The organism is Anaerococcus faecalis, assembly GCF_013371425.1.
GTDB classification, from domain to species: Bacteria; Bacillota; Clostridia; order Tissierellales; family Peptoniphilaceae; genus Anaerococcus; species Anaerococcus porci.
The window spans coordinates 265,935-291,144 of sequence record NZ_JABVBA010000002.1 but is presented as its reverse complement, the minus strand read 5'-3'; the positions used below and the strand labels follow the sequence as shown (position 1 = coordinate 291,144).

Here is a 25,210-nt window from a genome sequence, read left to right as displayed (position 1 = left end):
CTTTTGCTTTTTCCTTAGAGTTTGAATTTCCTCTTTTATATAAATGAAGAGGAAGTCCTGCCAAGGTTTCAGCAAGAACTCTCACGCATGAATAAACTGCTGTCATTTGCATGGCAGTAAATTCGTTTACATTCCTGCCTGCTGTTGTTCTCCCAAATAAAAAAGACGATGAAGATATCCTCTCCCCGTCTTTAGGTTTGTCTCTTGACTTAAATATTAAGTTTAAAATGTTTATATTACCACCTCCTTAAATTAGGTATGAAAAAAGCACCTACTTTTGTAGATGCTAAAATTTATTTTTTTCTTTCTTCAATGAGTTTATTATATTCATCTTCTAGTTTTTTTCTTTCCTCTTTAGGTATCTCCATTGCTAGTCTAGAACTTATGGAAGATATTCTAAAATCAAGTAATAAACTATTTCTATCCTTGCCATTTATTGTCTTCTTATTTCTACTTTTGTATTGTGATAAATTACCTTTAAAACTTTTGATTCTTTTATCTTCTATAATTAAAAGTGTATCTGCTAAGTTATTTATAAACTCCTCATCATGACTTACAAATATAAATGGTCTATCATAAGATTTCAATAGATTTTCCAAGCTTTCTATAGCATTTATATCTAAAAAGTTTGTTGGTTCATCAAAAATAAGATAGTTAAAATCAGATGTTAATATTTTAGCCAATTTTACCTTGGCTTTTTCTCCATCACTTAAAATACTTACAATCTTGTAGACATCATTAGTCTTAAATCCTAATCTTGCAAGGACAATCCTTGTCATTGTTTCGTCATGTATAGACGTATTTAATACATTTGATAGAATATCAGCGTCCTCTTCTAAAATATCACTCATTTGACTAAAATAACCTATTTTAAGATTTGGATGCACCCATACATTTTCTTTACAGAGAATCATATTTAAAAGTGTAGTTTTCCCACTTCCATTTTCTCCTATAAGAGCTACTTTAGAATTATTTTGTATTTGAAAGTTTGATTTTTCAAATAAAATCTTATTTCCAAACTCTTTATTTAGCTTTTCTCCTCTTATCAAAATTTTAGAGTGTAGTCGTTTATTATCAGGAATGGATAGTTGTATTTCTGTATCTTCTTTAGGTTTTTCTTTTACTTCTAGTTTATTTATTCTGGACTCTACAGATTTTACTTGTTTATCTAGTTTTTTCTTGTTTTCTTGACCGCCCATCTTATGGAGTCTTGCTTCTGAGTTTCCCATCCTTTTAGGCGTGGTTCTTACTTTTGATGATTGGTCTTTTATATTGCTAGCTAAATTTTCAAGTCTTCTTTTTTCTTTTATAAAATTTGAATACTCTTTTTCGTTAAACTTAAGTCTTCTCTCTCTTTCTTCAAGATAGAATTTGTAGTCCCCATTATATTCTTCAATTTTTCCGTTCTTTAATTCTAAAATCTTTTTACAAGTTTTATTTATGAAATCACGATCATGCGAAATTAAAAGGTATCCAATTTTTCTGGAGTTTAGCTTTCCTATAAGTTCTTCCTTTTGCTTTAAGTCTAAGTGAGATGTAGGCTCGTCGATTAATAGAAATTTAAAACTATCTGATAATAGGTCTGTTAGCTTTAATCTTTGTTCTTCGCCTGGACTGTAGTTGTCATTAGCCCTTAACTCTGATTTAGAGTAGATTTCATCAGAAAAGTATTTGACTTTACTGTCATAATTTAATAAATAACCCAGTTCTCTATCCACTCTTACTTGACCAGTACAGTCTTTATCTAAGCCTAATATTATTCTTAAAAGAGTAGTTTTACCCGTTCCATTCTCACCTATTAAGGCTATCTTATCATTTTCATCTATTGATAAACTATCAATTTCAAATAGTCTTCTATCTGGCAAAGTTTTTATTAAGTTTTTTATATATATCATAAATCCTCCTATACTTTTTTGAGAGGATTTCTTTTCCTCTCTTAGTTATTTAGAAAACTATTTGTATTAATCATTTATCTGTACCTCCTAATACTATTTTATTATATACCCTATTTAGAACACAATCAACCCCCTATCATCATAAACTGATTCACTTGCATCATTCCCACACCTTATGGCCCTATCAAGTGCCATAATTGTAGCAATAACCCCATCTATCTTTTCTGTAGACTTTTCTTTATCTGCTTTAATGTTTCCAGCAGGATCAGTTCGTATGAAGATATTATCCATCATCCACCTTAGAACTGGATGACCTCCATGGGCTATTTTTCTTTCAAGTGTAAGTTTCATTAATTCTTTTGTTGGTGGAGACATATCTTTAAATCCTTGACCAAAAGGAACTACTGTAAAACCCATACCTTCTAAGTTTTGAACCATTTGTACTGCTCCCCACCTGTCAAAGGCAATTTCTCTAATGTTATAAATCTCACCTAAGTCTTCTATGAATTTTTCAATAAAGCCATAATGGACTACATTACCTTCTGTAGTTTGAATGTAGCCTTGTTTTTTCCATAGGTCATAGTTTACATGGTCTCTTTTTACTCTTAGGTCTAGATTGTCTTCTGGCAACCAAAAGTAAGGTAATATTTGATATTTATCATCTTCATCTATTGGAGGAAAGACTAAAACAAAGGCTGTAATATCTGTTGTAGATGAAAGGTCAAGACCTCCATAACAGACTCTGCCTTTTAGTTCTTCTTCATTGATAGCAAAACTACATAGGTCCCATTTTTCCATAGGCATCCACCTGATTGCTTGTTTGACCCATTGATTAAGTCTTAGTTGTCTAAAGGCATTTTCTTCAGTTGGATTTTGCTTAGCCGATTCACAGGCTTGTCTTACTTTTTCTATAGGAACTGTAATTCCAAGAGACGGATTTGCTTTATGCCATACTTTTTCATCTGTCCAATCGTCTTCTCTATCTGCTCCATAGATTACAGGATAGAAAGTTGGATCAGTTTTTCTCCCTTCAAGTATGTCCACTGCCTTTTGATGAGTTTCGTAGCAGATTGATTTGGTATCTGTTCCTGCAGTTGTTATAAGAAAATATAAAGGTTGAGTTCTTGCATCTCCTGAACCTTTTGTCATAACATCAAATAACTTTCTGTTGGGTTGAGTATGAAGTTCGTCAAAGACAACACCATGAATATTAAATCCGTGTTTAGAATAAGCCTCTGCAGATAGGACTTGATAGAAAGAATTAGTCGGCTTATAGATCATTCTCTTTTGAGATGCTAGAATCTTTACTCTTTTAGATAGGGCTGGGCTCATTCTTACCATATCTGCAGCTACATCAAAAACTATAGTTGCTTGCTGCCTATCAGCAGCACAACCATAAACTTCTGCTCTTTCTTCTCCATCACCACAAGTAAGGAGGAGTGCTACAGCAGCTGCAAGTTCAGATTTTCCCATCTTCTTTGGTATTTCAATATAGGCTGTATTAAATTGTCGGTATCCTGTATCTTTTACAATTCCAAACAGGTCTCTAATGATTTCTTCTTGCCAGTCAATAAGCTTGAAGTCTTTACCTGCCCATCTACCTTTTGTGTGTTTAAGGCATTCTATAAAGGTGACGGCATAGTCTGCTTTGTTTTTATCATAGTGAGATGTAGGTAGCATAAATTTTGTTGGTTTATATTTCATTTGACCTCCTTCCTTGAAAAATGGGCATAAAAAATAGTCACCTGATTGTGACTTCTACTACGACAAATAGAGCCTAAACTCTATTTGGAATTTTATTTTTATCTTTTTCTTGCTATGTTTAATTCTTTGTAAGCTTTCTTAAGTTCTCTATCTAGTGTTTCTGATTCTGCAAAAAGTTGAATTTCTTCATCTGTTAAATTTCCTTTTGAAACCCCCCAAAGTTCTTCATGAACTTGGTCTGCACATTTCTTTGCTGTTCCTGCTATGTCTAAAAGGTTAATTGCTGATCCAATATTTCCTTCTTTTGATTTTTTTATTGAGTTTTCTGAGTATCTTTTGCAGGCTTTGACTTCTGTTTCTAATCTTTCTAGGATATCTTTTTTCATGGTTACTCTCCTTTGCTTTTGTTATATACATATTCCCGTATAAGAGAGTATTAGTCAAGTCTTTTACACTTATAAAACGGCTATTTCCCAATCTTTTTTAAAGATTGTCTATAAAGTCGTCAAACCACTTTGCTCCAATCTCAAGCCTTATAATTGGAAGTCTTCCTAACTTGTTGTACTTTAAACTTACTATTCTTAAATCTTCAGGAAGGTTAGTTTCGTAAAATTCGTTAATTGTTTTTCCCATTGTGATGTAAATAGTGTCATCTTCAAGGTAATCTTTTAAGTAATCTTGAAAAGCTAAGTCTCCATTTTCTCCTTCATAAAGTCCAAGCATTGTAATTGCTGAAGAGCCGATTAACTCATTTAAATCTTCCTGTGTTTTCATGTATTTGTATGCCATATTTTTCTCCTTATCTTTTTTTGTATGTACATATAACCGTACTGTCAAAAATAAGTCAAGTTAATTAAGGGATATAATGGCTATATTTAACCTTTATCCGATATTTTTTCTATTCTATCCACTCTGAAAATTACATTTAATGTTGAACCATTATCCCATTTTACTAGGATTGATCCAATGGCATCCACCCCATAAACTGTGCCTAAAGTTCCAGCTGGAGGTGCTTGGTCATCTTCCATTTGGATTAGTTTTACTCTTGTACCTACAGGATAAGTTTCTTTTAATTTTTGTATAATTTCCCTTGAAATCATCTAATCACCTCATAAACATATATCACTCAAATACTGATTTATATCAAGTCAGATTAATAACATCTTCATACTTATACTCTTTTCCATCCCTTAATAAGTTTATTTCTTCATCACTCCCCACTAAATTCAAATATCTTTTTACTGCTACATCAACAAATTTAGGCTCTATTTCTAGACCGTAACAAATTCTATTTAGTTCTTCACAAGCAATCAGAGTCGATGCACTTCCTAAAAATCCATCAAGGACTAAGCCATTCGTTTGTGTAGATTGTTTAATTAGGTAGGCAATGAGAGGTACTGGTTTTGATGATGGATGACCATATCCTTCTTTTTCTGAATCTTTAATTCCATCGAATTCAAAGACTGCTGTTTGTTTTTGATCTCCATACCAGTTATGCTTTCCATCTTTTCTCCAACCAAAAATAATAGGCTCCATATTAAATTTCCAATCTGTCCTCATAAAAGGAGCTCTAGGCTTTTTCCAAATAAGTCCTGCACCAACTTTAAAACCTGCATCTTCAAAGGCATCATAGAATACTCTCGCTTTCATTGTTGCATAGAATTCATAAATAGATGCATCTTTGGCCATTGCCTCTTTAAAATTTGTGAAGACCTTCATTAAAAATTCATAGGCTTCCTCATCATTAAGATTGTCATTTTTGATTGTTCCCGATTTGTTTTTCAAATCTACAAAATAGGGCGCATCGGTACAGACCAGATTGACCTTTGTATCATTTAATAACTTTTCAAAAGTCTCCCATTGAGTAGAATCACCGCAAATAACTTTATGACTACCTAAAGTCCAAATATCTCCAGTCTTTGAAAAAGTAGGCTTTTTTAGTTCTTCTTCAACATCAAAGTCATCTTCTTCAGCCTCTACACCAAGGTCAAAAAGACTTGATAACTCATCTGGTGAAAAACCAGTAAGTTCTACATTAAAACCATAATCTTCCAGAGATTCAATTTCTACCCTTAATAGTTCTTCATCCCAACCAGCATCAAGAGCCATTCTGTTATCAGCTAGGATATATGCTTTCTTTTGTGCCTCATTTAGGTGGTCTGCAAAGACACAAGGTACTTCTTTTATACCTTCTTCCTTGGCTGCCATAATTCTTCCATGACCTGCAATAACTCCATAGTCTTTATCAATAATTACAGGATTTATAAAACCAAACTCTCGAATTGATGATCGTAGTTTATTAATCTGATCTTGTGAGTGAGTTCTTGCATTATTTACATAGGGTACAAGTTTTTCAACATCAACTAATTTCATTTCTTTTGTTGTAATCATATTAGCCCCCACTTAGCAAATTCTTCAAAACCACCAATAGAATTAATATATTTTCTAGCAATTTCTACAATTTCAGAATATGGTCTACCATCAACGGTCTCATCTCCGATTGCACAGGATAATTCAATCTCTTTATTTTCATCTTGTGCCTTTAGGTGGGAATAAATATTAACTGATACATCAGCCTTGGATAGGTCTTTACCATGGAGACCTCCACCAGTTACTGCTCTTCCCATATCTGAGCCGAGCTTTCTATTAGTCGCTCCAGTATCAACATTAAACCCTCCCGTCCAATCTCCTAATGGATTTACTATTGCTCTTGGATAAACCGATTTTAAAATTTCTGTAGATACATTTGACTGACAGATGATGAGTTTTTCTCCATCAAGGATGTATTTCCCATCGTAGGGATAATTAGAATAGATTTCACGAGCAATTAAAGATAGTTTCTTTTCTTCATCTGATGTAGGTACTCCCTTAAAGATTCCATTGTCACCACATCTTATCTTTCCTTTTTGATTATTTGAAAGGTGGATATCCTGTTCTACTATTTTAATATCAGCTATGACATCTCCCGTTATTCTCCTAATCGCTGTTTCAATTTCTTTTTTATTTAACTTGCAGTCCGTTTCAATAATCACATGACAATTTCCATGTCCCAGCAAAACTTCAACTGCTATTTTAGGATTATCTTTTTCTTTATATGCTAAATCTACAATTGCACCAGCAATACAATCTGCTATTTTATCTGGATGCTTTGAATTTACTTTTTCAAACAAATTTATTACCTCCTTTGCCTTAGTAATTTTTCCATCATATCTTCTCGATAATCTTCATAAACTTCAGTGCAGTTTTCTTTAACTATGTCATAAATCTCATACCATAAAAGGTTCGCTGTCTTTTGAAACTGACTAGACATCTGTACAAATGGAGATGCAATAACTCCCCCTGTAGTAGGATGCTTTCCCAGTAGTCCAAATTGACTGATTGCCTCTTCACATTGGATGTATCTTGCAAAAGCCTGGGAATACGATTCTAATAATCTTGGATTTACTAAGTTTTCACAGTTCCTCTGTTTTAACCAAGACCAAGTCTCTTTATATATTTCATCAGCACCAAGTGGTATACCATTTTTTTGTTTTGCAGATAGATAATCACTAGGTGTTGGCATATCTGTTCCATCAAGAACTGCTCCATCTGGTAAGTCAACTGCATCTATTTCTTCTGGAGTGAAGGTTGGAATATCATTCATTAGTATTTCTACTTTTTTACCTTTTTCTATTTTCTCAGCAGCGGGCTGTGGTTTCCCTCCTGCTTTTACTCTTCTTCCACCTCTGTATGTTCCGTCTTTAGCGATAGTATCACCTCCTAATTCGTCATCTTCTTTAATAGGGCCTTTGAACCCGTTTTTTTGTGCGTGAGAGGGCGGCACCGTTGGTAGGAAAATCAGCTTTTAAGATAACGACTCCCCCTCCCTCAAAACTTTTCTCGTCCAAATCTATCTCCACGCTCAGCATGAATCTTTGAGTGACAAGATTTACAAAGACTCATAAGATTGTCTTCGTCATTAGTCCCACCACGAGAAAGAGGAAGTATGTGATGTACTTCCTCTACCTTTGTCATTCTATTTTCTTTTAAACACATCTCACAAAGCGGGTGCTCTGCTACATATCTTTTTCTAATAACTCTCCACGCTTTTCCATATCGCTTATGAGTTTTAGGATCTCGTTTATATTTTTCATAGTTTCTGTTGTATTCTTTCTCATGTTCTTTGCAGAATCGTCCATCAACTAATTCAGGACAACCTGGATGTGAACATGGTCTCTTAGGTTTGCTTGGCACTCTATCACTCCAATCGAGTAGGGGCTAACCTGTAGCCCCTCTCACACCACCCGTACGTGCCGTTCGGCATACGGCGGTTCAATATTTCCTTGTATCATATTATATATTTCTGATGTATCTATTTAACTTTATTCTTTTTTGTATCCGAACCTCGAGGACTGAATACGTCATTCCTTGTATTCCATCAAGTCATAGACCATCCTTTTCAAATATTACAATAAATATTGTTCCTCCCTTCGCTCCATTTCCATTACAGAAACTTCCTCGCTACTATGGATTTTGCTGACTTCTCATAGTTCGTTGTTACTACTTATTCGTCTATGAGACCTCACGGGTTAAGCCATATATCTTTCCTCGTTTACCTGCAGAATTTACGCTTTAGGGTTACGGTTATCTTTTGGACTTTGTTGTCTTTAGCCAACTTATCCTCCTAACTCGCCTTGTATTCTGTTCCTGTTCGTCAGGCCACGATTTTGCTATTGCTTCCTCTCTCCCACGCCTCACGGCGTGAAACTTGCAAGTTGCTATTGGATTCGTCGATAACTACGCTCCGTTGGACTTTCACCTAGACATATGACATGCCCGTCAAACTAAAGAAAGCCTCGAAGATTAAATCTCCAAGGCTCTTTTAATTATTCTTTTGCTATTCTAACTATACTACAACTACATACTCTCATTCTATCAACTTTACTACATAGATTTAATCGGAATAGAAATCTTTCCTAGTGCATTTCTATGGACATTAAAGCAGTACTGAATTGAGTAATTCATATCTACTGCAATCTGCTCCCAAGTATTAAAACAAAGGTATCTTTTTTCAAGCACTGTTTGTTCCTCTTTATCTTTTAATTCAAAAATCGAATTAGCTATTTCCTTCTTCAAGTCTACCAACTTATCTATATCCCTATTAATCTCTTCTTGGAGATCTATAATCTTTACGATAGTATCTTCAAGTTTTGATGATCCTCTATTAGGACTCTTAGGCATATCGGATAAGGTCGATGTAGCTTTTGTAGCTAGGGCATTTAAACTTTCAACTTGCTCTAGCTTACTGTTGATTCTCTTGTCTAAATAAAAAGCTTGTTTTAAATATTCTTTTGCGTTCATTTCTTACCTCCATATGTTTTGAGGTAAGTTCTCTATAGAACCTCTACTCTTGTATTAATCTTAGCAAATTTTGATAGTGACATTCTATGACATCAACTCTCTAGATTTGCTTTTACTGCATCTATAAGTGCTGCTTGTGTTTTATTCTTATTTTCCAACGCCTTCATCACATCTTCATCAATAGTTCCTTTAGCTAGAATATGATGAATCACAACTGTTTCTTTCTGACCTTGCCTATAAAGTCTGGCATTGGTTTGCTCATAAAGTTCTAAGGACCAAGTGAGAGAAAACCAAATAAGTGTTGAACCTCCAGCTTGTAGGTTAAGTCCATGACCAGCAGACGCTGGATGGATAATGGCTACAGGAATGTTGCCTTGATTCCATTCTTTAAAGTCCTCACTTGTTTTAAGTTCTCTTACATCAAACCTATCTTTTATTCTTTTTAGATCTGACTTATACCAATAAGCAATAAGAACAGGTTTACCATTTGCACCTTCTATCAAATCTTCTAAAGCATCAAGCTTTCTATCATGAATATGAATCATATTTTTATCTTCATCATAAACAGAACCTGATGCCATTTGCAGTAATTTATTAGAAAGGGCTGCAGCATTGACTGCATCTATATCTTTATCCTTAATGCTAACAACCAAGTCTTTTTTTAATGTCTCATAGATTTCTCTTTCTTTATCTGATAGATTTACAAAGACTTCATTGTTTATCTTCTTTGGCATTTTTAGGTAATCTTCAGCTTTCATAGAAACTGTTATATCTGATATCTTTTCATAGATTGCATCTTCAGCAAAAGGCAGTGGCTTGTAGGAATATATGATTGGTCCATTTCTCTTATCTGGTTTGAAGTAGACTTCCCTGTACTTACCAATAAATCTTCCAAGTCTTTGGCCCATATCAAGCAGTCTAAACTCAGCCCATAGGTCCATTAAACTATTGGGAGATGGCGTGCCAGTAAGTCCAACTATTCTTTTTATCTTTGGTCTAACTTTCATCAAAGCTTTAAACCTCTTTGACCTATGAGACTTAAAAGAGGATAGTTCGTCAATTACAATCATATCGTAGTTGAAGGGTAGTTCGCTCTTATTTATTAGCCAGTCTACATTTTCCCTATTGATTAAATAAATATCTGCTTGTTCTTCTAATGCTTTTATTCTTTCTTTTTCACTACCTATGACCACTGAATATTTTAAGATATCAAGATGGGACCATTTTTCTATTTCTTCCTTCCATGTATCTCTAGCAACTCTTAATGGTGCTATTATTAGAACTTTAGAAATTTCAAAAGAATCAAAGAGTAAGTCTTTTATAGCTGATAAGCTTATGACTGTCTTACCGAGACCCATATCTAGTAGAAGTGCAGATTCTTTATTTTCTTTTATAAATTCAATAGCATAGTTTTGATATTTATGTGGAGTGTATTCCAATTAGTCACCTCCAATCCTCTTTATTATTTCATCAATGTTTTCTTTTGAGTCAAGAACATAAACCTTAAAACCTAAGTTTTTAAATTGCCTTATTCTCCTTTTCTGAATTGGTCTTGGTTCTCCTCCAGGTCTTTTTGTTTCCACAAATCCTATCTTTCCTTTAGGTAGAAGTATTATCCTATCTGGTATTCCCGTCATTGAAGGAGATGTAAATTTAAGACAAAGACCACCATGGGGTTTTACCTTGTCGACTAAGGCTTTTTCTATTTCATTTTCTAACATATAAACCTCTATTTTTAGCCATTGTGCAAGTCGTGAAACTCTATTATATAACCTTTATATATAACTAAAATTTAATTTACTTACTATATAATAGTTATATATATGACATTCACGACCTGCACTTCTTGTATTTTTACACAAAATCTGACTTTAATTTAAGTCCATTAATCACAATTCCTTGATTAGTTTTTCTCCTCATAAATCCATTGGATGAAAGAGCAGAATAAAAATCTGTTGTAGACCTTACATAATCTCCAGTTCTTAAACAATAGGCTCTATATTCTTGATAGACTTCTCCAGACTTTTCTTCATAGGATGAATCAATCTCACAGCACTCATTTAAGAAATGCTTGAACCAGTTATTCGATTCTTTATATTCATTGATGGCATCTGCTACTTTTTTAGGTAGGCTGAATTTAAAATCTTCATCAATAGCCTTTTTAGCACCCTCGATTAACCACTTGAGAACTGCTCCCCCAGCCTTATCTACTAAATAATCAGTGTAGTTTTTAATATCACTACTGCCCTCTATCTTTGCCTCAAATGGAATTACAATGAGTCTTCTCCAGGTTCCTTCATCTAAGGCACCCACCTTTGGTAGGTGGTTAGTATATAGGACAAGGGTATGAGAAGGTATGAACTTGAATGGATCTCGATATTTTTTCTCTGCTACAATCTCATCTGTAGAACAAAGCTGTTTAACATTTGAAGTATTTAACCTTAATCCTTCTTGAAGTTCAGCTGCAATTAAAAGCCTTTTACCTCTTGTTTCAGCAAGTTCTGGCTTGGCATTTCTCTTAGAATTAACTGTAAGAATATCTGCTGAGATTGACCCACTATATAGATTAAGAACTCTTGAGATAGTATTCCAAAAGGTAGACTTTCCATTTCTTCCATCACCATAAGCTATAATGAGAGCCTCAATATATACTTTTCCAATAAGAGAAATTCCTGCTACTTTCTGAACGTATTCTATAAGTTCACTATCTTTTACAAAAAATGTCTCTAAGGCATCAAGCCATATATCCATATTTTCATCACTTGGATCTACAGATGTTTCTTTTGTTATATAGTCTTCTGCCTTATGGTCTCTACACTCTCCAGTTTTCAAATCTACTGTAAAAGATGGTGTATTAAGCAAGAACTCATCCGTATCAAGTTCTCTTTGGTCTATTTCTAACATTGGCTTTGATTCTTTTAAAGTTGCATGAATAGCTCTGGTGTCCCCTCGTTTTACTGCATATTTCTTATATGCCTCAAGCGAAGTTAATTTATAGTATATGGATTTTTGACTTTTATCAAAAACCTCCATTGCTTTTTTCTCACTCATTGAAGACATGATATCTCTAATTCCCGATTTCTTAATATCTTCATCCATTTTTAAGAGTTCATTGTCTATTTCCTCTATCTGTTTTAACACTAAATCTTGAGAATATCCTTGTGCTTTTAGTTCAGATTCCTCCCAGTAAGAGTCGTTGTAAACAAGAAAACCTGTAGAAGGAGAAAAACGAATTCTATCTTGGTATTCTCTTACAAAAACTTCTGCTTGACCTATGTCTGAAAATTCAGAAGGCCTTAAATTTATGCCTTCAGTGTATTCTTCAGGTGGAACATAATCTTCACTTGCAGCTACCTTTTTATAGAATTTGGAAGCAGACCTCCATATTTGTTCTAGTTCATCATCTGGAAGTGGTGGTGAGCAAAGACTGGCTTTTTTATCAAATAGTTCTCTCGCCTCATTTGTATTTCCATATCGAATTAGAACCCTACCAGCGAAATGATTCACAGTTGAATTTCTAGAGCCTTGCTGAATCAAGTCTTGAGAATTATCAAAATCCTCAAAGTCATCTTTTAGGGTTTCTGTTACATATTTTCTTCCCCTAACTATTTCAACAGCAGGATTCTTAACTCCAAAGAAAAACCTCGCTCCATCTAAGGCATTTCCATCAAAGAAAGTATAAGTCTCTGCCAACCTTTCTTTTAATTCTACATAGTCATCAAGATTTGTAATCTTAGGTATTGGAAAATATATGTGCATTCTTGGTCTTGCAGCTTTTCCATTTTTTTCTTTTCTATGGTTTCTGCTGTAAACTATAGCAAATTTAACTCCATCAAATATTCTCTTTAAATCGTTAGTTGAAATCCAATCATCTGGATTTTCTGAATGGTCATTATCTATATCCATGGGAACACATTCTGACTCTATAAAATTATCGTTGGATCGATAGGAATTTTTATACTTAGCCATTACATGGTCAAAACTCGCAGCTTTCTCAAAAGACCTAACATCTACTGCATTGACCTCATTTGGATAAACACAGTTTGACTCCACTTCTATTAAATTTGAGGTGTATATTTTCAATTAGGATACCTCCTTTATATAGCGAATCTTCATTTTTCTCTTCTCAGCAACTCTTATTTCTTCAGCCATTCCTAGACTTATATAGTCACCAAAGACCCATACTTCTTCACATTTACCAAGAAGGACATAATTAAAATGCATGGCAAGTCTTCTCTCACTTTCATCACTCATAAACTGAGGAAATAGAAGATGTGGTGCTATGGGAATGTTTCCTTTATCTAAGGCATATCGAGAATACTTCTGTGCCTTGATTACATTATTTTCAACATCTCCAGAAAATGGACTGCAGATATATACCAAAGGATAGTACTTCTTCTCTGCATTTTTAATTGCTTGATAAGGAGTGGGATCCTTGCACCCACTCCTGTTGTATAGTTCCTTATTCATAAATATCCCTCATTGTTTCACTACAAGTATTACAGCAAACTTGAGTAGAAAATAAATCGCCATCTTCCAATACTTTATTTAATTCTACTCGAACTTCTTTTCCGCACTTTGGACAGGTGCAAAAGACATTCTCATCATTTATTTCAATGCTTATTTCCATAGAATCATTGATTTTTTCTTTCACATAAAACATTTTGTACCTCCAATTTTTGCTTGTACCATTCAAGGTGCTTCTTTCTATCTTGATAATTAGGAAATGCTACTAATAAACCAATATCTACCTTTTGCAAGGTTTCAATCATCTCTATTTGTGATTGATTCAGATATGGTCTTATACTTTTTCCTTTTGGTATATCATTTTCTAATCTAAATTCTTTTGCACTCTTACCTAAAACGATACGATTCAGCATATTACACTCATTACTAAAGTGATAAGCTTTTGGATTGTCATGAAGCAATCTTATATTCTCGGTTAAAAGAGGGAATTCTTTTCTAGCTGATACTAGAGTCTTTATGAATTCTTCCATCTCGTTAAATTTCTTAATATAGAGCTCTTTAAATTTCATGGCTTTTTTGCCCGTGTAACCCATAGCTAAAATAGTAAATCCATCTCTAGTTAATAAATAACATGGTAGATTTCTTCCAGTTACATCCTTATAACTGCTGAGCTCAAAATTGAGTTCAATAAATTCTTCACTGAGCCCAGATTTGGGTTGAGTGATTGTTTGTATATCTCTTATAACATTAGAGTGCCTCTTTTCAAAAAACTCTGCTACAAATCTACTATCCACTCTTGCAACATCATTGTGATCTGCAAATATTCCATAATCGTTCTTTGGTATTAATTCCTTCATTGAATTACCTCCTGTGAATTTTTAAGAGGTCTCCCTCCTAAATCACAGGCAAAGAAATAGAGGAGATTTTTAACCCCCTCTTTAATCTTTTTTATAAAATTCACTTTCAAATCCATCCGCATCGAGAATAAGTCCTGGTGCCCATTCTGGAACAGCGGACATAATTTCATTTATTTCTTCGATACTAGATGAATCACTTTCTATTACAACTTCATCATGAATATGCATGACGATATTAAATCCTTTTTTCTCAAGTCTCATCATAGCCTCAGCTAAAATATCTCTGGCTATTGCTTGAACAATATTTTCTACAAATTTACCACCATAGGATTCAATCTTGTCCCACTTATTTCCTACTACGATTCCTTCATAGACTACTGACTCTCCACCAAATCGGTTCATCCCTATTTTTGCTTTTGGATAAGCAAGTCTTCTTTTTGAAGGAAGTTCTATAAAGAGAATCCCCTTTTCATAGCTGATAACTAAGTTTTTGTATCTTTCTTTACTTCTAGTCTTTACAACTCTTTTTACGACTGAATCTATATCCCACCACAAGCTTACGATGTTAGGATTAGCCTCTCTCCAAGAATCGACTATTGATTGAAGTTCATCTTCAGACAAACCCATCTCAATACCACCCATTGCTTTAAGAGCACCTAAGGCCCCTTGATAACCACAAGCTAAAGTCGCTATCTTGCCTTTTTGTCTAAGATGACCATTAACTCCATGCTTTTCAACTGGCACCCCAAACATCCTTGATGCTGTTCTGCAATAGATATCTTCTCCATTTTCAAAGGCGTCCAATACCCATTGTTCTCCTGCAAGCCATGCAAGGACACGGGCCTCTATTGCTGAAAAGTCAGAAACAATAAACCTGGTGCCTTCTTTTGGTACAAAAGCTGTCCTTATTAATTGGGATAAGATATCAGCTGGTGAATCATATAGAATTTCCATAGTTTCATAATCTCTATTTTTTACAAGACTCCTTGCAAGGTCTAAATCCTTTAGATTGTTCCTTCTTAAATTTTGAACTTGAATAAGCCTTCCTGAATATCTTCCAGTTCTATTTGCTCCATAAAATTGGATCAGACCCCTTGCTCGGTTATCTTTTCCTTTGACATTTTTCATAGCATCGTATTTTCTAACTGAAGACTTGGACAGTTCTTGCCTAAGTTCCAAAACCTCTTTAATATCTCCTTCAGCATTTTTAAGAGCAGACTCTACATCTTTTTTAGCTAAGGAATCTATCTCTAAACCTTTTTTATTAAGCCATTCTTTTAGCTGTAAGGGAGAATTTGGATTCTCAAGACCAGTTAATTCTTTGGCTCTGTCCATATTTTCTTCTCTTAAGATTTCATCAAATTTAATAGCTGAATCAACTAAAACTTCATCTATTAAAATTCCTCTGTCATTTATGTTTTGGTCTACCCAGTAGTTTTCCCATTCTGAATAAGGCATAGGAAAGGCTGTTAATTTTTTCTTTATCGCCATTTCTGTTTCCACATCTCTTTGGTTATATTCCTTAAAGGTAGACCACTTTTCTAAATCATGGTGTGGTAAATTTCTTGTCCTCATACCATTGGTTTTAGTAGGTTTACATGGAATAGAAAAATATCTTATAAGAGCCTTGCCTTCATTCATCTTTTGCTTATCAAGTCTTAATACTTCTCCTACTTTTTCAAGGGATAGAGGTAACCCCATATAGGCTGACCAAATCATGGTGCAGTACCAACCTTGAGGTTTTAGTCTCTTACCTAAAAACCTAGATAGACACACCCTTTCAAAGTTTGCATTAAAGGCCCACTTTTCTACGCTTTCATCACTAAGTGCTGCTAATATTTCTTCAGGAATAATCTCTCCACTTGCCAAATCTACTACCTTAACTTCTCCATCATCAATAGAATAAGCAAAGAGGAGGATCTCGAAATCCTCACTCTCGGCATATTTGTATACACCACTTTTGCCTAAGTCAACTGAAGAATAGGTCTCAAGATCTATGGACAATCTCTTCATAGCTATCACTAAGCTTTGTTAATTCCGCTAAATTATTTTTTCTATCTTCTTTTATTTGTTTTTCTATTTTTCTGATATCTCTATCTAGTTCTTTTAGTTGAGCTTGTAAAAATCCAAGCTTATACCATAAAAAGGACCAAATAGCTAAAACTATCGCTGTAATTAAATAGTCCATTTCTACCTCCTATGCTAAGAAATCTTCGTCATCATCGTCCATAGCATCGAAGTCATCTGCTGCATTAGACCTATTTCCTAGAGGTTGACCATCTCTTAGTTTTTGAATGTTCCCGAGGCCCACGGCCACTCCTTTATTGCCATTTACATTGTAGGCATAGAAGTTAAGGGATACCCTTGCATAAACTCCTGAGTAGACTTCACTTCTATCAAGAATAGGCTCTACGTTTCTATCTACAATTTGAGGTGCTGTCATAGAGTTGGCATTTAAGAAGTATGCATCTGCATAAGCCTCGTCATCTTTTTCTGTATCGCCATCTCTTAATGGAAGTTTGATAGCTTTCTTATTAGGTTTTTTCCCATTGAATTTAGAAAGTCCTTCATCAATAGCAGCATCTACTGCTTTTTCAATCTTCTCGATTGTCTTTTGGTCGCTCTTTGGGATAATGACGGATACTGAGTATCTTTCTTTACCACCATTGATTGACTTTGGTTCCCATCCGTTAAAATATGATAATCTAACTTCACCTGTAATTACTTTTGTTTTATTTTGCATAATTAAATCCTCCAAATTCTTCTTTAACATTGTCAATTTTTACTTCTTCTCGTTTGTCTCTAATGCTTACTAAGGTTAACTTTCCTTTTGGTTTTTCTAATAAGTCTGTAATATTTTCATCAAAGACTTTCTTACCTAGTAACTTAGTCATAGCTGTGATGCCAAGTAACTTTTCTTCAAAGGGATTGAATCCAAGTTCTTTTACTTTCTTAATAACTTCATCTTCATTTCTGTATCTTCGATTAGACCTGCCCTCAACTAGTTTTAGGTCCTTCCATCTATGGCCCTTCATTGCTCTTTCTAAAGCATAGGCTTTGATATCTTTGACCCATTGCTCCATTTCGTCTAGTCTTGGTAAAATCTTTTCAATTTCATCATCAGATAGTTCTGGTGGTAGGGTAAATTCTTCTTGTGCTAGTTTCAGATTCTCTTCTGCTCTTTTTCTACACTTATTCTTAGCTTTGCAGAAGATGCACCATTCTCCACAAGAGAATTCCCCCTCGCCTTTGTAGGCTTTATCTGCAATTTCTCGTATGGTTTCTCCCCACTCATAAAGTTCTATCTTCTTGATTTCATAAGTTGAGATATTGCATCTTCTTGGTTGATAGATATGAAGAACTACTTTCTCGATATCATAAATTCCATCAAAGATAGTCAAAGCACCAAGTCCATATAACATGAGTTGTGTGTTTTCTTTAGCCTCTATTAAAACTCCCTGACCATACTTTAGATCTATTACATGAAGTTCTTTTCCTCCAACAACTACACAGTCAGCAGTTCCAAAGGACTCCTTAACATAGTCTGATAGGTCAAGTCTTTCTTCCACAAAGACGGCTGAGCTTTCGTATCTACTTACAATCTCCATTACGTATGATGCATAGCCTTCAATAAGTTCTTCCATTTCTTCATCATAAAAATCCAAATCATCAGTAGGATCTTTTACATCTATGCCTAATAACTTCTTTAGTTTATATTCTGCTAAGGCATGAGCTGAGGTGCCTTCAAGTGCATAAGGACTAACTTCATCTTCGTATTTTTGAGAGAGCCTAACACTTGGCGGACAGTGAATCCAGCGTGAACTACTTGAGGCAGATAATATTGCATGATCGCCCATCAGAGTTTCTCCACATCTGCCACCAAGTCTTTATAGTTACTTGGTTCAATCTCAGATAACTTTTTAGCTCCATACTTTTCTAAGAGTTCTCTTATCTTTGCTGTATGACCTAATCTTGATTTATCAGCTAGTATCTTTCTAACATCTTCAATCTCATAGGTCTTTTCTTCTTGTTTCACCTTTTCTTCTTTAGGTAGTTCCTCATCACTTTCTAGTGCTGTTAGAAGGACACCTATACTAGATGCAAGATTCTCTGCATCTTCTTTGATTTCCATTAGTAGCTTTATTTTTGACACTTTTTTCTCCTTTCTCTGGTTGCATTAATTCCATAGCTATCTTCTTGGCAACAATTGAGATGGCTATTAAACTTTCTGCCATCTGTTCGTTTTTTACTAAGTCCACTTTGTTCCTCCTTTCATACTCCTTGGGACATTCATTAAATTCTTGAGTAAGATTTCTCCTCTCATACTCCTTAGGACATTTGCCTTCATTTTGAGTAAGTTGTATCTCCTCATACTTCTTAGGACATCCTGTTTGTATTTGAGTAAGACTTCTTCCCTCATATTCCTTAGGACATCTAGTAAGTTTTTGAGTAATTATTTTTTCCAAGGTCTCAATTTCTCTTGAATCTTTGGTAAATGCTTATTTTTGATGTTATTAACTGTTTTTTGGGATATTCCTACTACTTCTGCGACTTCTCTTTCTTTCATTTCGTAGAGAAAAAGTAGTTTTAGAACTTTTTTATCTCTTTCAGAAAATTCACTAATGACTTCTAAGAATGCTTCTTCTAGAAGTTTGTACGTTACTATGTCCTCAGTATTTTTAACGCTAGTTACTTCAAAGTCGTATTCTTCTTCAGCAACATCAAGGGATAAGGGAAGACCATATTCTTTTGTTTCGACAAATCCTGTTTCTAAGCTTCCTGCTTGGACGTAGTTTCCATTTTTCTCAGCCGCTGTTTTAATTCTTTCTTTATCCTGTAGCCCTTCTAAATTCTTGTAGGCTCTTTGGATTCTCTTTTTTTCTCTCCAGATTGGTTTCATATATTCTTTGTAGACTTCTTCACTAACTTCGATTTCTTTGCCATTTATTTCTAAATATCTTTTCTTTGCCATCTTTTGCCTCCTTGCAAAATCTCTAGATCCGCAAGAAGGCCATCCGTAAAAACAAAAAAGACGGCAATAGAAAACCATATTTTGGTTTTCCGACTGCCGTCTAGCGTTCTTGCGGATATCTTTTATTTATTTAATATTTTTATTTCACCTTTAACTACATAGGCTATGGTTGTACTTTTACCTCGCCTGATAGTTAGCTTTTTCTTATCTTCACTAATATCACAGACTCTTTTTCCTTCTTTGTTTCTTATTTCTATAGGATCACCTCCTTAATATAAAAATAACCAGATGAGTTTCTTTTTGAATACTCATCCGGCTATTTGATAGTTACTTTTACTTCTTTGCTCGGTATGGTTTTTTCTTATTTTTATTTGATATTTCCAGTGTTGAGATTTTCCCACAGTGTGGACATTTAGCTTGTATCTCTATTTTCTCTAAAGGAATTCTTGATACATCAAAAAATCTCTTTTTACAGACTGGACATGCCATTTGTTCCATAATACCTCCTTATCTTTCCTTATTAGCTTCTTTGCTAATTTCTTTCTTAAAAAAATATAGCTAAGCTATATTTTAAAAACTAAATTCGTTATATAGTTCTTTTGTTAATTCAAAGTCATTAGGTGCATAGCCTAATACTTTTAATCGAACTAATGCTGCTGTTTTTGATACTTGGAATTGCTCTGATACTTTCATGATGAAATCAAATAGATAAGTCTCATCCTTAATATGCTTATCATAACCTAGATAGTATAAATACTTTATAATCGCTTTTTTATTCATCAAAAGACAAGAAGCAAATGTATTCGCCTGCCATTCTATTGTATCCATAAATCCCCAACGCTTAGTTTTCTTCCTATTAACATCGCCAGTTCGACAAGCTAGTGATGCAGGCTTTTCTTCTTCATTAAAAAAAGATAGTTGGTTTGGATCTCTATAGAATACACACGGATGAATTACACCATGTCCACATTCATGAGCTAGGGTAAATCTTCTAAATCCTTTATCTCTTGGATTATCTAATTGCTTATCTATTAGAATAGTATTAGCTCTATCTGTAAGATATTCTAGTTCCCATTGTCCAGTTTCAATATTTGGCATTAGGCTTTTCATTGTTCGTATTACTTGGTCATCATTAAAGACCATCATCCCTGCATAGCATCCGTTATGAGATAAGTAGGCATACTCAACATTAAACCCTAAATCAAATTCTGCAAGCCCCTCAATATCTACTGCTTCAAAATTTTCAATTGCAGAAGGACAATATTTATTGAGAATTTGCTCGGTCAGTGATTCAATTTGATCTAAAGTGATAAATGGAGCACCTGTACTTGATTTGTTGAAGTTATATTGATACATGCCTACCTCTCTTTTTCAATTTCTTCAATGAATTTTATCCACTCTTCTTCTTTAACATCTAAGTCTCTAGCCTTTCTCAAAGCTACGCTTAAGCCTTTAGTCTTTAAAATATACTCTGGCAAATCAGGTGCCACCGTATTTCTTTGCTTTCCAGCTAAATCCATCATAATGGATGATTCTTCTTCATCCAAGTTTAATATTTTAGCAATTTGGTTCAACCTATCTAAGTCAAAAGAATCTCTTTTTCCTTTCTCTACATCGCTTAGATACGGTGAGGAAATATTAAGCCTGTCCGCCATATCCTTTAAGGTGATTCTTAAATCCTTTCTCTTCTGAGAAATAAAATCCCCAAAAGTCAGTTCGTGATTGTTCATGATTACCTCCTATTACTTTATTAGCTAACCTGCTAACTTGTTTATATTTTACAACTTATTAATTGATGTGTCAAGTCCTAATATCTATTCTGTTCACTCTCCCTATAAATATCTATCCTGTCTACACACCCCTACGATTTTTACTATTGATATGTTCCCACAAGGTATTTTACAAATAGAAAAATGGCTTTTAAGATTTCTTTTAAAATCCTAAAAGCCATTGATTTCAACAGTTTTATAACCCATCATCTTATTTTCTTGACATCAATACTACACTCTCCACATGCATAGTTTGTGGAAACATATCAACTGCTCTTATATTTTTCATTTTATAACCATTATTTTGAAATCTATTTATATCTCTTGCCAAAGTTTGAGGATTACAGGATATATATACTACTTTTTCAATATTTGTTTTTGAAATTGTTTTTATTATTTCTTTACTAAGTCCCGCTCTTGGTGGGTCTAGTACTACTGCTTCTACATTATTTTCTTTTATAAATTTTTGATTTATAAAATTAGCATTTTTAGCTATGAATTTATAATCATTTAGCTCATTTAATTTTGCATTTTCATTTGCATCTTTTATTGCATTTTTATTTATCTCGACGCCTATTATATGATCTTTATTTATAGCAATAGAGCTTGTAGCTGACCCACAAAATAGGTCTAGAATTTTTTTGTCTTTATCTAGATTAGATTTTGCTATTTTATATAATTTATCAACCATAAAATCATTTACTTGATAAAAATCATTTAAGGAAATTTTGAATTTATTCTTATCAATCTTATATAATAGATAATCTTTACCTGATATATTAACTAAACTATTATCAGTTATTAAGTTAATATGAAATTTAGAATTTATATAATTTTTCTTAATGTATGAGTTAGCTTTTTCATTATTAATAGTTAAATTAAGCATTATTTCTTTATTATTTGTCCTAATACTTATCTCACTTATAGACTCTGGATATTTTTGTGATATGTCCATAGTTAATTTTTCTATTTCTTCTAAATTATCTCTAATTATGTCCCTTGCAAGTAGGCAGTCTTTTATCAAAACTAGGTCATTTGAATATTTTTTGTTATAGGCGAGTCTTCCTTTTCTATCCACTTTCAATCTAATCTTATTTCTATAAAAAAACCCTGGACTTTTTTCTAACTCAATTTTATCAGTTCTTATATTGGCTAATTTCTCTATGGCATTTTTTATTAAATTTTTCTTTAAGTCAATTTGTGTCTCATAGTTTATATCCATAATAGAACAACCACCACATTCATTATAATATGGACATGGTGGTTTTCTATAGTAGGGAGATTTCTTTGAAGTTTTAATTTTTTCTGCTTCATAGAAATTCTTTTTTTCATTATTTACTTTTATATGGCAAGTTTCACCAAAAATCGCCTTTTCTATAAAAGCAATTTTTGTGTCTGTTCTTCCAACTCCCCTACCATCTTGTAGGATATCAATTATTTTGATATCTTTAATTACCATTATAATACCTTTGCTTCTCCCTTATATACGATTCCTCCTACAGGATCTAGAGTTACTACTTCTCCATCTTCTACAGCATCGAAGATACCTTTTACTCCAAGTATTGCTGGTATTCCAAAATGAATTGATACAACTGCTGTATGACTTGTTAGTCCTCCATTTTCAGCTATTACTCCTGAAGATCTTTCCATAAATTCATTAAGATCTTTATCTGTATATTCTGCTACAATTATATCACCATCTTCAAATTTTCCTTCAAGTTCTTCTTTTGTAGATCCTTTTACAACTTTTGCAGATACTGATTTATTACCAACACCTGTTCCATTTGCAATTATATCTCCAATTACGTGAACTTTTATCAGATTGCTTGTTCCTGATACTCCTAGAGGAATTCCTGCTGTTACTACAGTAAGGTCTCCTTCTTGAACATAATTTCCTTTCAAAGCACCTACTATAGCTCTTTCTATTAGTTCATCAGTTTCTTTAGCTGCTTCTACTACTACAGGATATACTCCCCAAGAAATTGAAAGTTTTCTCGCAACTCTTTCATCTAAAGTACAAGCAACTATATTTGTTCTTGGTCTAAATTTAGATACAGCTCTTGCTGTATTACCTGAAGATGTACATGTAATTATTGCCTTTGCATTTAATTGACTTGCTATAGTACATGTAGATCTTGAAATTGAGTTTGTTGTTGTAATCTCTGAGTCAATATTTGTCTTATAGATATTTTCTTCAAAGTCATCAGATAGTTCTGTTGTAATACAAATATCTCTCATTGTTTTTACAGCTTCAACTGGATATTTACCAGCAGCTGTTTCACCTGAAAGCATTACACAGTCAGTCCCATCTATTATGGCATTAGCAACATCAGTAGTTTCAGCTCTTGTTGGTCTTGGGTTTCTTTGCATAGAATCGAGCATTTGAGTTGCTGTTATAACTGGTTTAGCTGCTTTATTACATTTTCTAATAATATCTTTTTGTACTAAAGGAATTAACTCAGTTCTAATTTCAACACCCAAGTCTCCCCTAGCTACCATTACTCCATCACTATTTTCAATTATTTCATCAACATTATCTACACCTTCTTGTGATTCAATTTTTGAAATAATTAGGATATCTTCTCCGCCATGATCTTCAAGTACTTTTCTTATATCAAAGATATCTTCTTTTTTTCTTATAAATGAAGCTGCTATAATATCAATTCCATTTTCTATACCAAATTTGATATCATCAACATCCTTTGGTGTGATAGCTGGTAAATTGGTAACTCTTCCTGGAAGATTAACTCCCTTATGATTTGAAATTACACCATTATTTTGGACTGTACAAACTATGTCTGTTCCATCTTTTATTTCCAAAACTTTAAGTTGGATTAAACCATCATCAATAGAAATAATTGAGTCTTTTTCTACATCTCTAGGAAGCCCTTCATAAGAAACTGAAACTATATTTTGATTTCCAATTACATCTCTAGTTGTTAGAACAAAGGTATCATCTGGTTTTAAAAAATATTCCTTTTTATCAAAGTTTCCTATTCTTATTTCAGGTCCCTTTGTATCAAGCATTATTCCTAAAGGTACATTGAGTTTTCTTCTAATTCTTTTTATTGTTTTTATTTTTTCAAGGTGTTCCTCATGGCTACCATGAGAGAAGTTTAACCTTGCAACATTCATACCATTTTTAATTAATCTTTCTAAAACTTCAGGTGATTCTGAAGCTGGTCCTATAGTACAAACTATCTTAGTTTTTTTTAGTATCTCAGGTGTCATATACTATCCTCCTCTTATTTTGATAATTTATTGGCTAATTCATATAGACTTTCATTAAAGTCACCTTTTATTGAGACAGCTTCATCAAGGCTTACTTGAGTAATTTGTCCATTAGTATAGCCTAATGCAATATTTGTTTTTTCATCTTTTAGTAGTTCAGCAGCCTTAGCTCCCATAATAGAGCCTAAAAGTCTGTCTGTAGCAGATGGTGAACCACCTCTTTGAACGTGACCTAAAACCGTTACTTTTGTTTCAACTCCACTTCTCTCTTCTACTTCTTTTGCTACTGTATAAGGATTACCTACTCCTTCTGCAAGTACGATTAGATGGTGTAGTTTACCTCTTTTTCTACCATGATTTACTTTTTCAACTATTTCATCAATAGAAAATTTATGTTCTGGAACTATTATTGATTCTGCTCCACCAGCAAGCCCTGAAAATAAAGCTAAATCTCCACAATGACGTCCCATAACTTCTATAACAACCGCTCTACCATGTGATGATGAAGTATCACGTAATTTTCCTATAGCATCTATTACTGTTTCAATTGCTGTAAAAAATCCGATAGTAAAGTCAGTATAACCCATATCATTATCAATTGTTCCTGGTATTCCTATTGTTTTGATACCTAGATCAGATAGTGCTTTAGCTCCCTTATATGAACCATCTCCACCTATAACTATTAGTCCTTCTATACCGTAGTCTGTGAGTATTTGTGCTCCTCTTTTTTGACCTTCTGCTTCTTTAAATTCAGTGCTTCTTGCTGTACCAAGTATGGTACCTCCCTTATGGATTATATCGGCAACTGATGATACATTCATTTCGTATATGTCGCCTTTCATTAGACCATCATATCCATTTCTGATACCCTTTATTCTCATTCCATTATTAAGAGCTGTCCTAACCGCCGCTCTTATGGCAGAGTTCATACCTGGAGCATCTCCACCACTAGTAAGTATACCAATTGTCTTCATT

29 protein-coding genes are annotated in these 25,210 nt (G+C 33.7%); all 29 read right to left on the bottom strand.

What is annotated here, in order from left to right:
• Positions 1–293: 293 nt before the first annotated feature.
• Positions 294–1,895 (bottom strand): ribosomal protection-like ABC-F family protein, encoded by a 1,602-nt coding sequence (gene abc-f / locus HV819_RS03605; RefSeq protein ID WP_176269532.1) that lies wholly within the window; start codon positions 1,893–1,895, stop codon positions 294–296.
• Positions 1,896–2,009: 114 nt separating this feature from the next.
• A complete protein-coding gene (locus HV819_RS03600; protein ID WP_176269531.1) occupies positions 2,010–3,599 on the bottom strand; it encodes a terminase large subunit in 1,590 nt (529 codons plus the stop codon).
• A gap of 98 nt (positions 3,600–3,697) precedes the next feature.
• Complete coding sequence (locus HV819_RS03595; protein ID WP_176269530.1) at positions 3,698–3,985, bottom strand: transcriptional regulator; 288 nt, start codon at positions 3,983–3,985, stop codon at positions 3,698–3,700.
• A gap of 97 nt (positions 3,986–4,082) precedes the next feature.
• Positions 4,083–4,388: a hypothetical protein gene (locus HV819_RS03590; RefSeq protein ID WP_176269529.1), complete on the bottom strand. Its 306-nt coding sequence runs from the start codon at positions 4,386–4,388 to the stop codon at positions 4,083–4,085.
• Between the two features lie 86 nt (positions 4,389–4,474).
• Positions 4,475–4,699, bottom strand: a complete 225-nt coding sequence (locus tag HV819_RS03585) for a DUF4314 domain-containing protein (protein ID WP_176269528.1) — start codon at positions 4,697–4,699, stop codon at positions 4,475–4,477.
• A 43-nt stretch (positions 4,700–4,742) separates the two neighbouring features.
• Entirely contained in the window at positions 4,743–5,990 is a 1,248-nt protein-coding gene (locus HV819_RS03580) for a site-specific DNA-methyltransferase (RefSeq protein ID WP_176269527.1), read from the bottom strand.
• Positions 5,987–6,769 (bottom strand): S-adenosylmethionine synthetase N-terminal domain-containing protein, encoded by a 783-nt coding sequence (locus HV819_RS03575; RefSeq protein WP_176269526.1) that lies wholly within the window; start codon positions 6,767–6,769, stop codon positions 5,987–5,989. The genes HV819_RS03580 and HV819_RS03575 overlap by 4 nt, the downstream gene beginning before the upstream one ends.
• Positions 6,770–6,774: 5 nt before the next feature.
• Positions 6,775–7,422, bottom strand: a complete 648-nt coding sequence (locus HV819_RS03570; protein ID WP_176269525.1) for a P27 family phage terminase small subunit — start codon at positions 7,420–7,422, stop codon at positions 6,775–6,777.
• A 44-nt stretch (positions 7,423–7,466) separates the two neighbouring features.
• Complete coding sequence (locus HV819_RS03565) at positions 7,467–7,832, bottom strand: HNH endonuclease (protein ID WP_176269524.1); 366 nt, start codon at positions 7,830–7,832, stop codon at positions 7,467–7,469.
• Between the two features lie 690 nt (positions 7,833–8,522).
• Positions 8,523–8,939 carry a DUF1492 domain-containing protein gene (locus tag HV819_RS03560; RefSeq protein WP_148466062.1) on the bottom strand — a complete coding sequence of 139 codons (417 nt, stop codon included), beginning with the start codon at positions 8,937–8,939 and terminating at the stop codon, positions 8,523–8,525.
• Between the two features lie 92 nt (positions 8,940–9,031).
• Positions 9,032–10,378, bottom strand: coding sequence for a DEAD/DEAH box helicase (locus tag HV819_RS03555; RefSeq protein WP_176269523.1), 1,347 nt, complete (start codon positions 10,376–10,378; stop codon positions 9,032–9,034).
• Complete coding sequence (locus HV819_RS03550; RefSeq protein ID WP_176269522.1) at positions 10,379–10,660, bottom strand: VRR-NUC domain-containing protein; 282 nt, start codon at positions 10,658–10,660, stop codon at positions 10,379–10,381.
• A 133-nt stretch (positions 10,661–10,793) separates the two neighbouring features.
• On the bottom strand, positions 10,794–13,022 hold the full coding sequence (locus HV819_RS03545; protein WP_176269521.1) for a phage/plasmid primase, P4 family: 2,229 nt from the start codon (positions 13,020–13,022) through the stop codon (positions 10,794–10,796).
• Complete coding sequence (locus HV819_RS03540) at positions 13,023–13,409, bottom strand: DUF7768 domain-containing protein (protein WP_004835178.1); 387 nt, start codon at positions 13,407–13,409, stop codon at positions 13,023–13,025.
• Positions 13,402–13,602, bottom strand: a complete 201-nt coding sequence (locus HV819_RS03535) for a hypothetical protein (protein WP_004835125.1) — start codon at positions 13,600–13,602, stop codon at positions 13,402–13,404. The genes HV819_RS03540 and HV819_RS03535 overlap by 8 nt, the downstream gene beginning before the upstream one ends.
• Entirely contained in the window at positions 13,574–14,263 is a 690-nt protein-coding gene (locus tag HV819_RS03530; protein WP_176269520.1) for a Rha family transcriptional regulator, read from the bottom strand. The genes HV819_RS03535 and HV819_RS03530 overlap by 29 nt, the downstream gene beginning before the upstream one ends.
• An 81-nt stretch (positions 14,264–14,344) precedes the next feature.
• Entirely contained in the window at positions 14,345–16,276 is a 1,932-nt protein-coding gene (locus HV819_RS03525; protein ID WP_176269519.1) for a DNA polymerase, read from the bottom strand.
• Positions 16,251–16,451, bottom strand: a complete 201-nt coding sequence (locus HV819_RS03520; RefSeq protein WP_002834902.1) for a hypothetical protein — start codon at positions 16,449–16,451, stop codon at positions 16,251–16,253. Before HV819_RS03520 ends, HV819_RS03525 begins: the two co-directional genes overlap by 26 nt.
• A 9-nt stretch (positions 16,452–16,460) precedes the next feature.
• Positions 16,461–17,006: a DUF2815 family protein gene (locus HV819_RS03515; protein ID WP_044565544.1), complete on the bottom strand. Its 546-nt coding sequence runs from the start codon at positions 17,004–17,006 to the stop codon at positions 16,461–16,463.
• Complete coding sequence (locus HV819_RS03510; RefSeq protein WP_176269518.1) at positions 16,996–18,120, bottom strand: DUF2800 domain-containing protein; 1,125 nt, start codon at positions 18,118–18,120, stop codon at positions 16,996–16,998. Before HV819_RS03510 ends, HV819_RS03515 begins: the two co-directional genes overlap by 11 nt.
• Complete coding sequence (locus HV819_RS03505) at positions 18,120–18,416, bottom strand: hypothetical protein (protein WP_328700334.1); 297 nt, start codon at positions 18,414–18,416, stop codon at positions 18,120–18,122. The genes HV819_RS03510 and HV819_RS03505 overlap by 1 nt, the downstream gene beginning before the upstream one ends.
• Positions 18,358–18,729, bottom strand: a complete 372-nt coding sequence (locus HV819_RS03500; RefSeq protein WP_176269517.1) for a hypothetical protein — start codon at positions 18,727–18,729, stop codon at positions 18,358–18,360. The genes HV819_RS03505 and HV819_RS03500 overlap by 59 nt, the downstream gene beginning before the upstream one ends.
• Positions 18,717–19,235 (bottom strand): sigma-70 family RNA polymerase sigma factor, encoded by a 519-nt coding sequence (locus tag HV819_RS03495; protein WP_071027603.1) that lies wholly within the window; start codon positions 19,233–19,235, stop codon positions 18,717–18,719. Before HV819_RS03495 ends, HV819_RS03500 begins: the two co-directional genes overlap by 13 nt.
• A gap of 333 nt (positions 19,236–19,568) precedes the next feature.
• Positions 19,569–19,733, bottom strand: coding sequence for a hypothetical protein (locus HV819_RS03490; protein ID WP_176269516.1), 165 nt, complete (start codon positions 19,731–19,733; stop codon positions 19,569–19,571).
• A gap of 72 nt (positions 19,734–19,805) precedes the next feature.
• Positions 19,806–20,591 carry an ImmA/IrrE family metallo-endopeptidase gene (locus HV819_RS03485; protein WP_176269515.1) on the bottom strand — a complete coding sequence of 262 codons (786 nt, stop codon included), beginning with the start codon at positions 20,589–20,591 and terminating at the stop codon, positions 19,806–19,808.
• A gap of 2 nt (positions 20,592–20,593) precedes the next feature.
• Positions 20,594–20,965 (bottom strand): helix-turn-helix domain-containing protein, encoded by a 372-nt coding sequence (locus tag HV819_RS03480; protein WP_002834913.1) that lies wholly within the window; start codon positions 20,963–20,965, stop codon positions 20,594–20,596.
• Between the two features lie 250 nt (positions 20,966–21,215).
• Positions 21,216–22,463 (bottom strand): 23S rRNA (uracil(1939)-C(5))-methyltransferase RlmD, encoded by a 1,248-nt coding sequence (gene rlmD, locus HV819_RS03475; RefSeq protein ID WP_176269514.1) that lies wholly within the window; start codon positions 22,461–22,463, stop codon positions 21,216–21,218.
• Positions 22,463–24,235: a pyruvate kinase gene (gene pyk / locus HV819_RS03470; protein ID WP_176269513.1), complete on the bottom strand. Its 1,773-nt coding sequence runs from the start codon at positions 24,233–24,235 to the stop codon at positions 22,463–22,465. The genes rlmD and pyk overlap by 1 nt, the downstream gene beginning before the upstream one ends.
• A 14-nt stretch (positions 24,236–24,249) precedes the next feature.
• Complete coding sequence (gene pfkA / locus HV819_RS03465; protein WP_154538995.1) at positions 24,250–25,209, bottom strand: 6-phosphofructokinase; 960 nt, start codon at positions 25,207–25,209, stop codon at positions 24,250–24,252.
• Between the last annotated feature and the right edge of the window lies 1 nt (position 25,210).

Bases quoted from the DNA above. Each gene is read 5' to 3' on its own strand.
- abc-f (WP_176269532.1), bottom strand. From the start codon at position 1,895: ATGATATATATAAAAAACTTAATAAAAACTTTGCCAGATAGAAGACTA.
- HV819_RS03600 (WP_176269531.1), bottom strand. From the start codon at position 3,599: ATGAAATATAAACCAACAAAATTTATGCTACCTACATCTCACTATGAT.
- HV819_RS03595 (WP_176269530.1), bottom strand. From the start codon at position 3,985: ATGAAAAAAGATATCCTAGAAAGATTAGAAACAGAAGTCAAAGCCTGC.
- HV819_RS03590 (WP_176269529.1), bottom strand. From the start codon at position 4,388: ATGGCATACAAATACATGAAAACACAGGAAGATTTAAATGAGTTAATC.
- HV819_RS03585 (WP_176269528.1), bottom strand. From the start codon at position 4,699: ATGATTTCAAGGGAAATTATACAAAAATTAAAAGAAACTTATCCTGTA.
- HV819_RS03580 (WP_176269527.1), bottom strand. From the start codon at position 5,990: ATGATTACAACAAAAGAAATGAAATTAGTTGATGTTGAAAAACTTGTA.
- HV819_RS03560 (WP_148466062.1), bottom strand. From the start codon at position 8,939: ATGAACGCAAAAGAATATTTAAAACAAGCTTTTTATTTAGACAAGAGA.
- HV819_RS03550 (WP_176269522.1), bottom strand. From the start codon at position 10,660: ATGTTAGAAAATGAAATAGAAAAAGCCTTAGTCGACAAGGTAAAACCC.
- HV819_RS03540 (WP_004835178.1), bottom strand. From the start codon at position 13,409: ATGAATAAGGAACTATACAACAGGAGTGGGTGCAAGGATCCCACTCCT.
- HV819_RS03535 (WP_004835125.1), bottom strand. From the start codon at position 13,602: ATGTTTTATGTGAAAGAAAAAATCAATGATTCTATGGAAATAAGCATT.
- HV819_RS03530 (WP_176269520.1), bottom strand. From the start codon at position 14,263: ATGAAGGAATTAATACCAAAGAACGATTATGGAATATTTGCAGATCAC.
- HV819_RS03525 (WP_176269519.1), bottom strand. From the start codon at position 16,276: ATGAAGAGATTGTCCATAGATCTTGAGACCTATTCTTCAGTTGACTTA.
- HV819_RS03520 (WP_002834902.1), bottom strand. From the start codon at position 16,451: ATGGACTATTTAATTACAGCGATAGTTTTAGCTATTTGGTCCTTTTTA.
- HV819_RS03515 (WP_044565544.1), bottom strand. From the start codon at position 17,006: ATGCAAAATAAAACAAAAGTAATTACAGGTGAAGTTAGATTATCATAT.
- HV819_RS03510 (WP_176269518.1), bottom strand. From the start codon at position 18,120: ATGGGCGATCATGCAATATTATCTGCCTCAAGTAGTTCACGCTGGATT.
- HV819_RS03495 (WP_071027603.1), bottom strand. From the start codon at position 19,235: ATGGCAAAGAAAAGATATTTAGAAATAAATGGCAAAGAAATCGAAGTT.
- HV819_RS03490 (WP_176269516.1), bottom strand. From the start codon at position 19,733: ATGGAACAAATGGCATGTCCAGTCTGTAAAAAGAGATTTTTTGATGTA.
- HV819_RS03485 (WP_176269515.1), bottom strand. From the start codon at position 20,591: ATGTATCAATATAACTTCAACAAATCAAGTACAGGTGCTCCATTTATC.
- HV819_RS03480 (WP_002834913.1), bottom strand. From the start codon at position 20,965: ATGAACAATCACGAACTGACTTTTGGGGATTTTATTTCTCAGAAGAGA.
- rlmD (WP_176269514.1), bottom strand. From the start codon at position 22,463: ATGGTAATTAAAGATATCAAAATAATTGATATCCTACAAGATGGTAGG.
- pyk (WP_176269513.1), bottom strand. From the start codon at position 24,235: ATGACACCTGAGATACTAAAAAAAACTAAGATAGTTTGTACTATAGGA.
- pfkA (WP_154538995.1), bottom strand. From the start codon at position 25,209: ATGAAGACAATTGGTATACTTACTAGTGGTGGAGATGCTCCAGGTATG.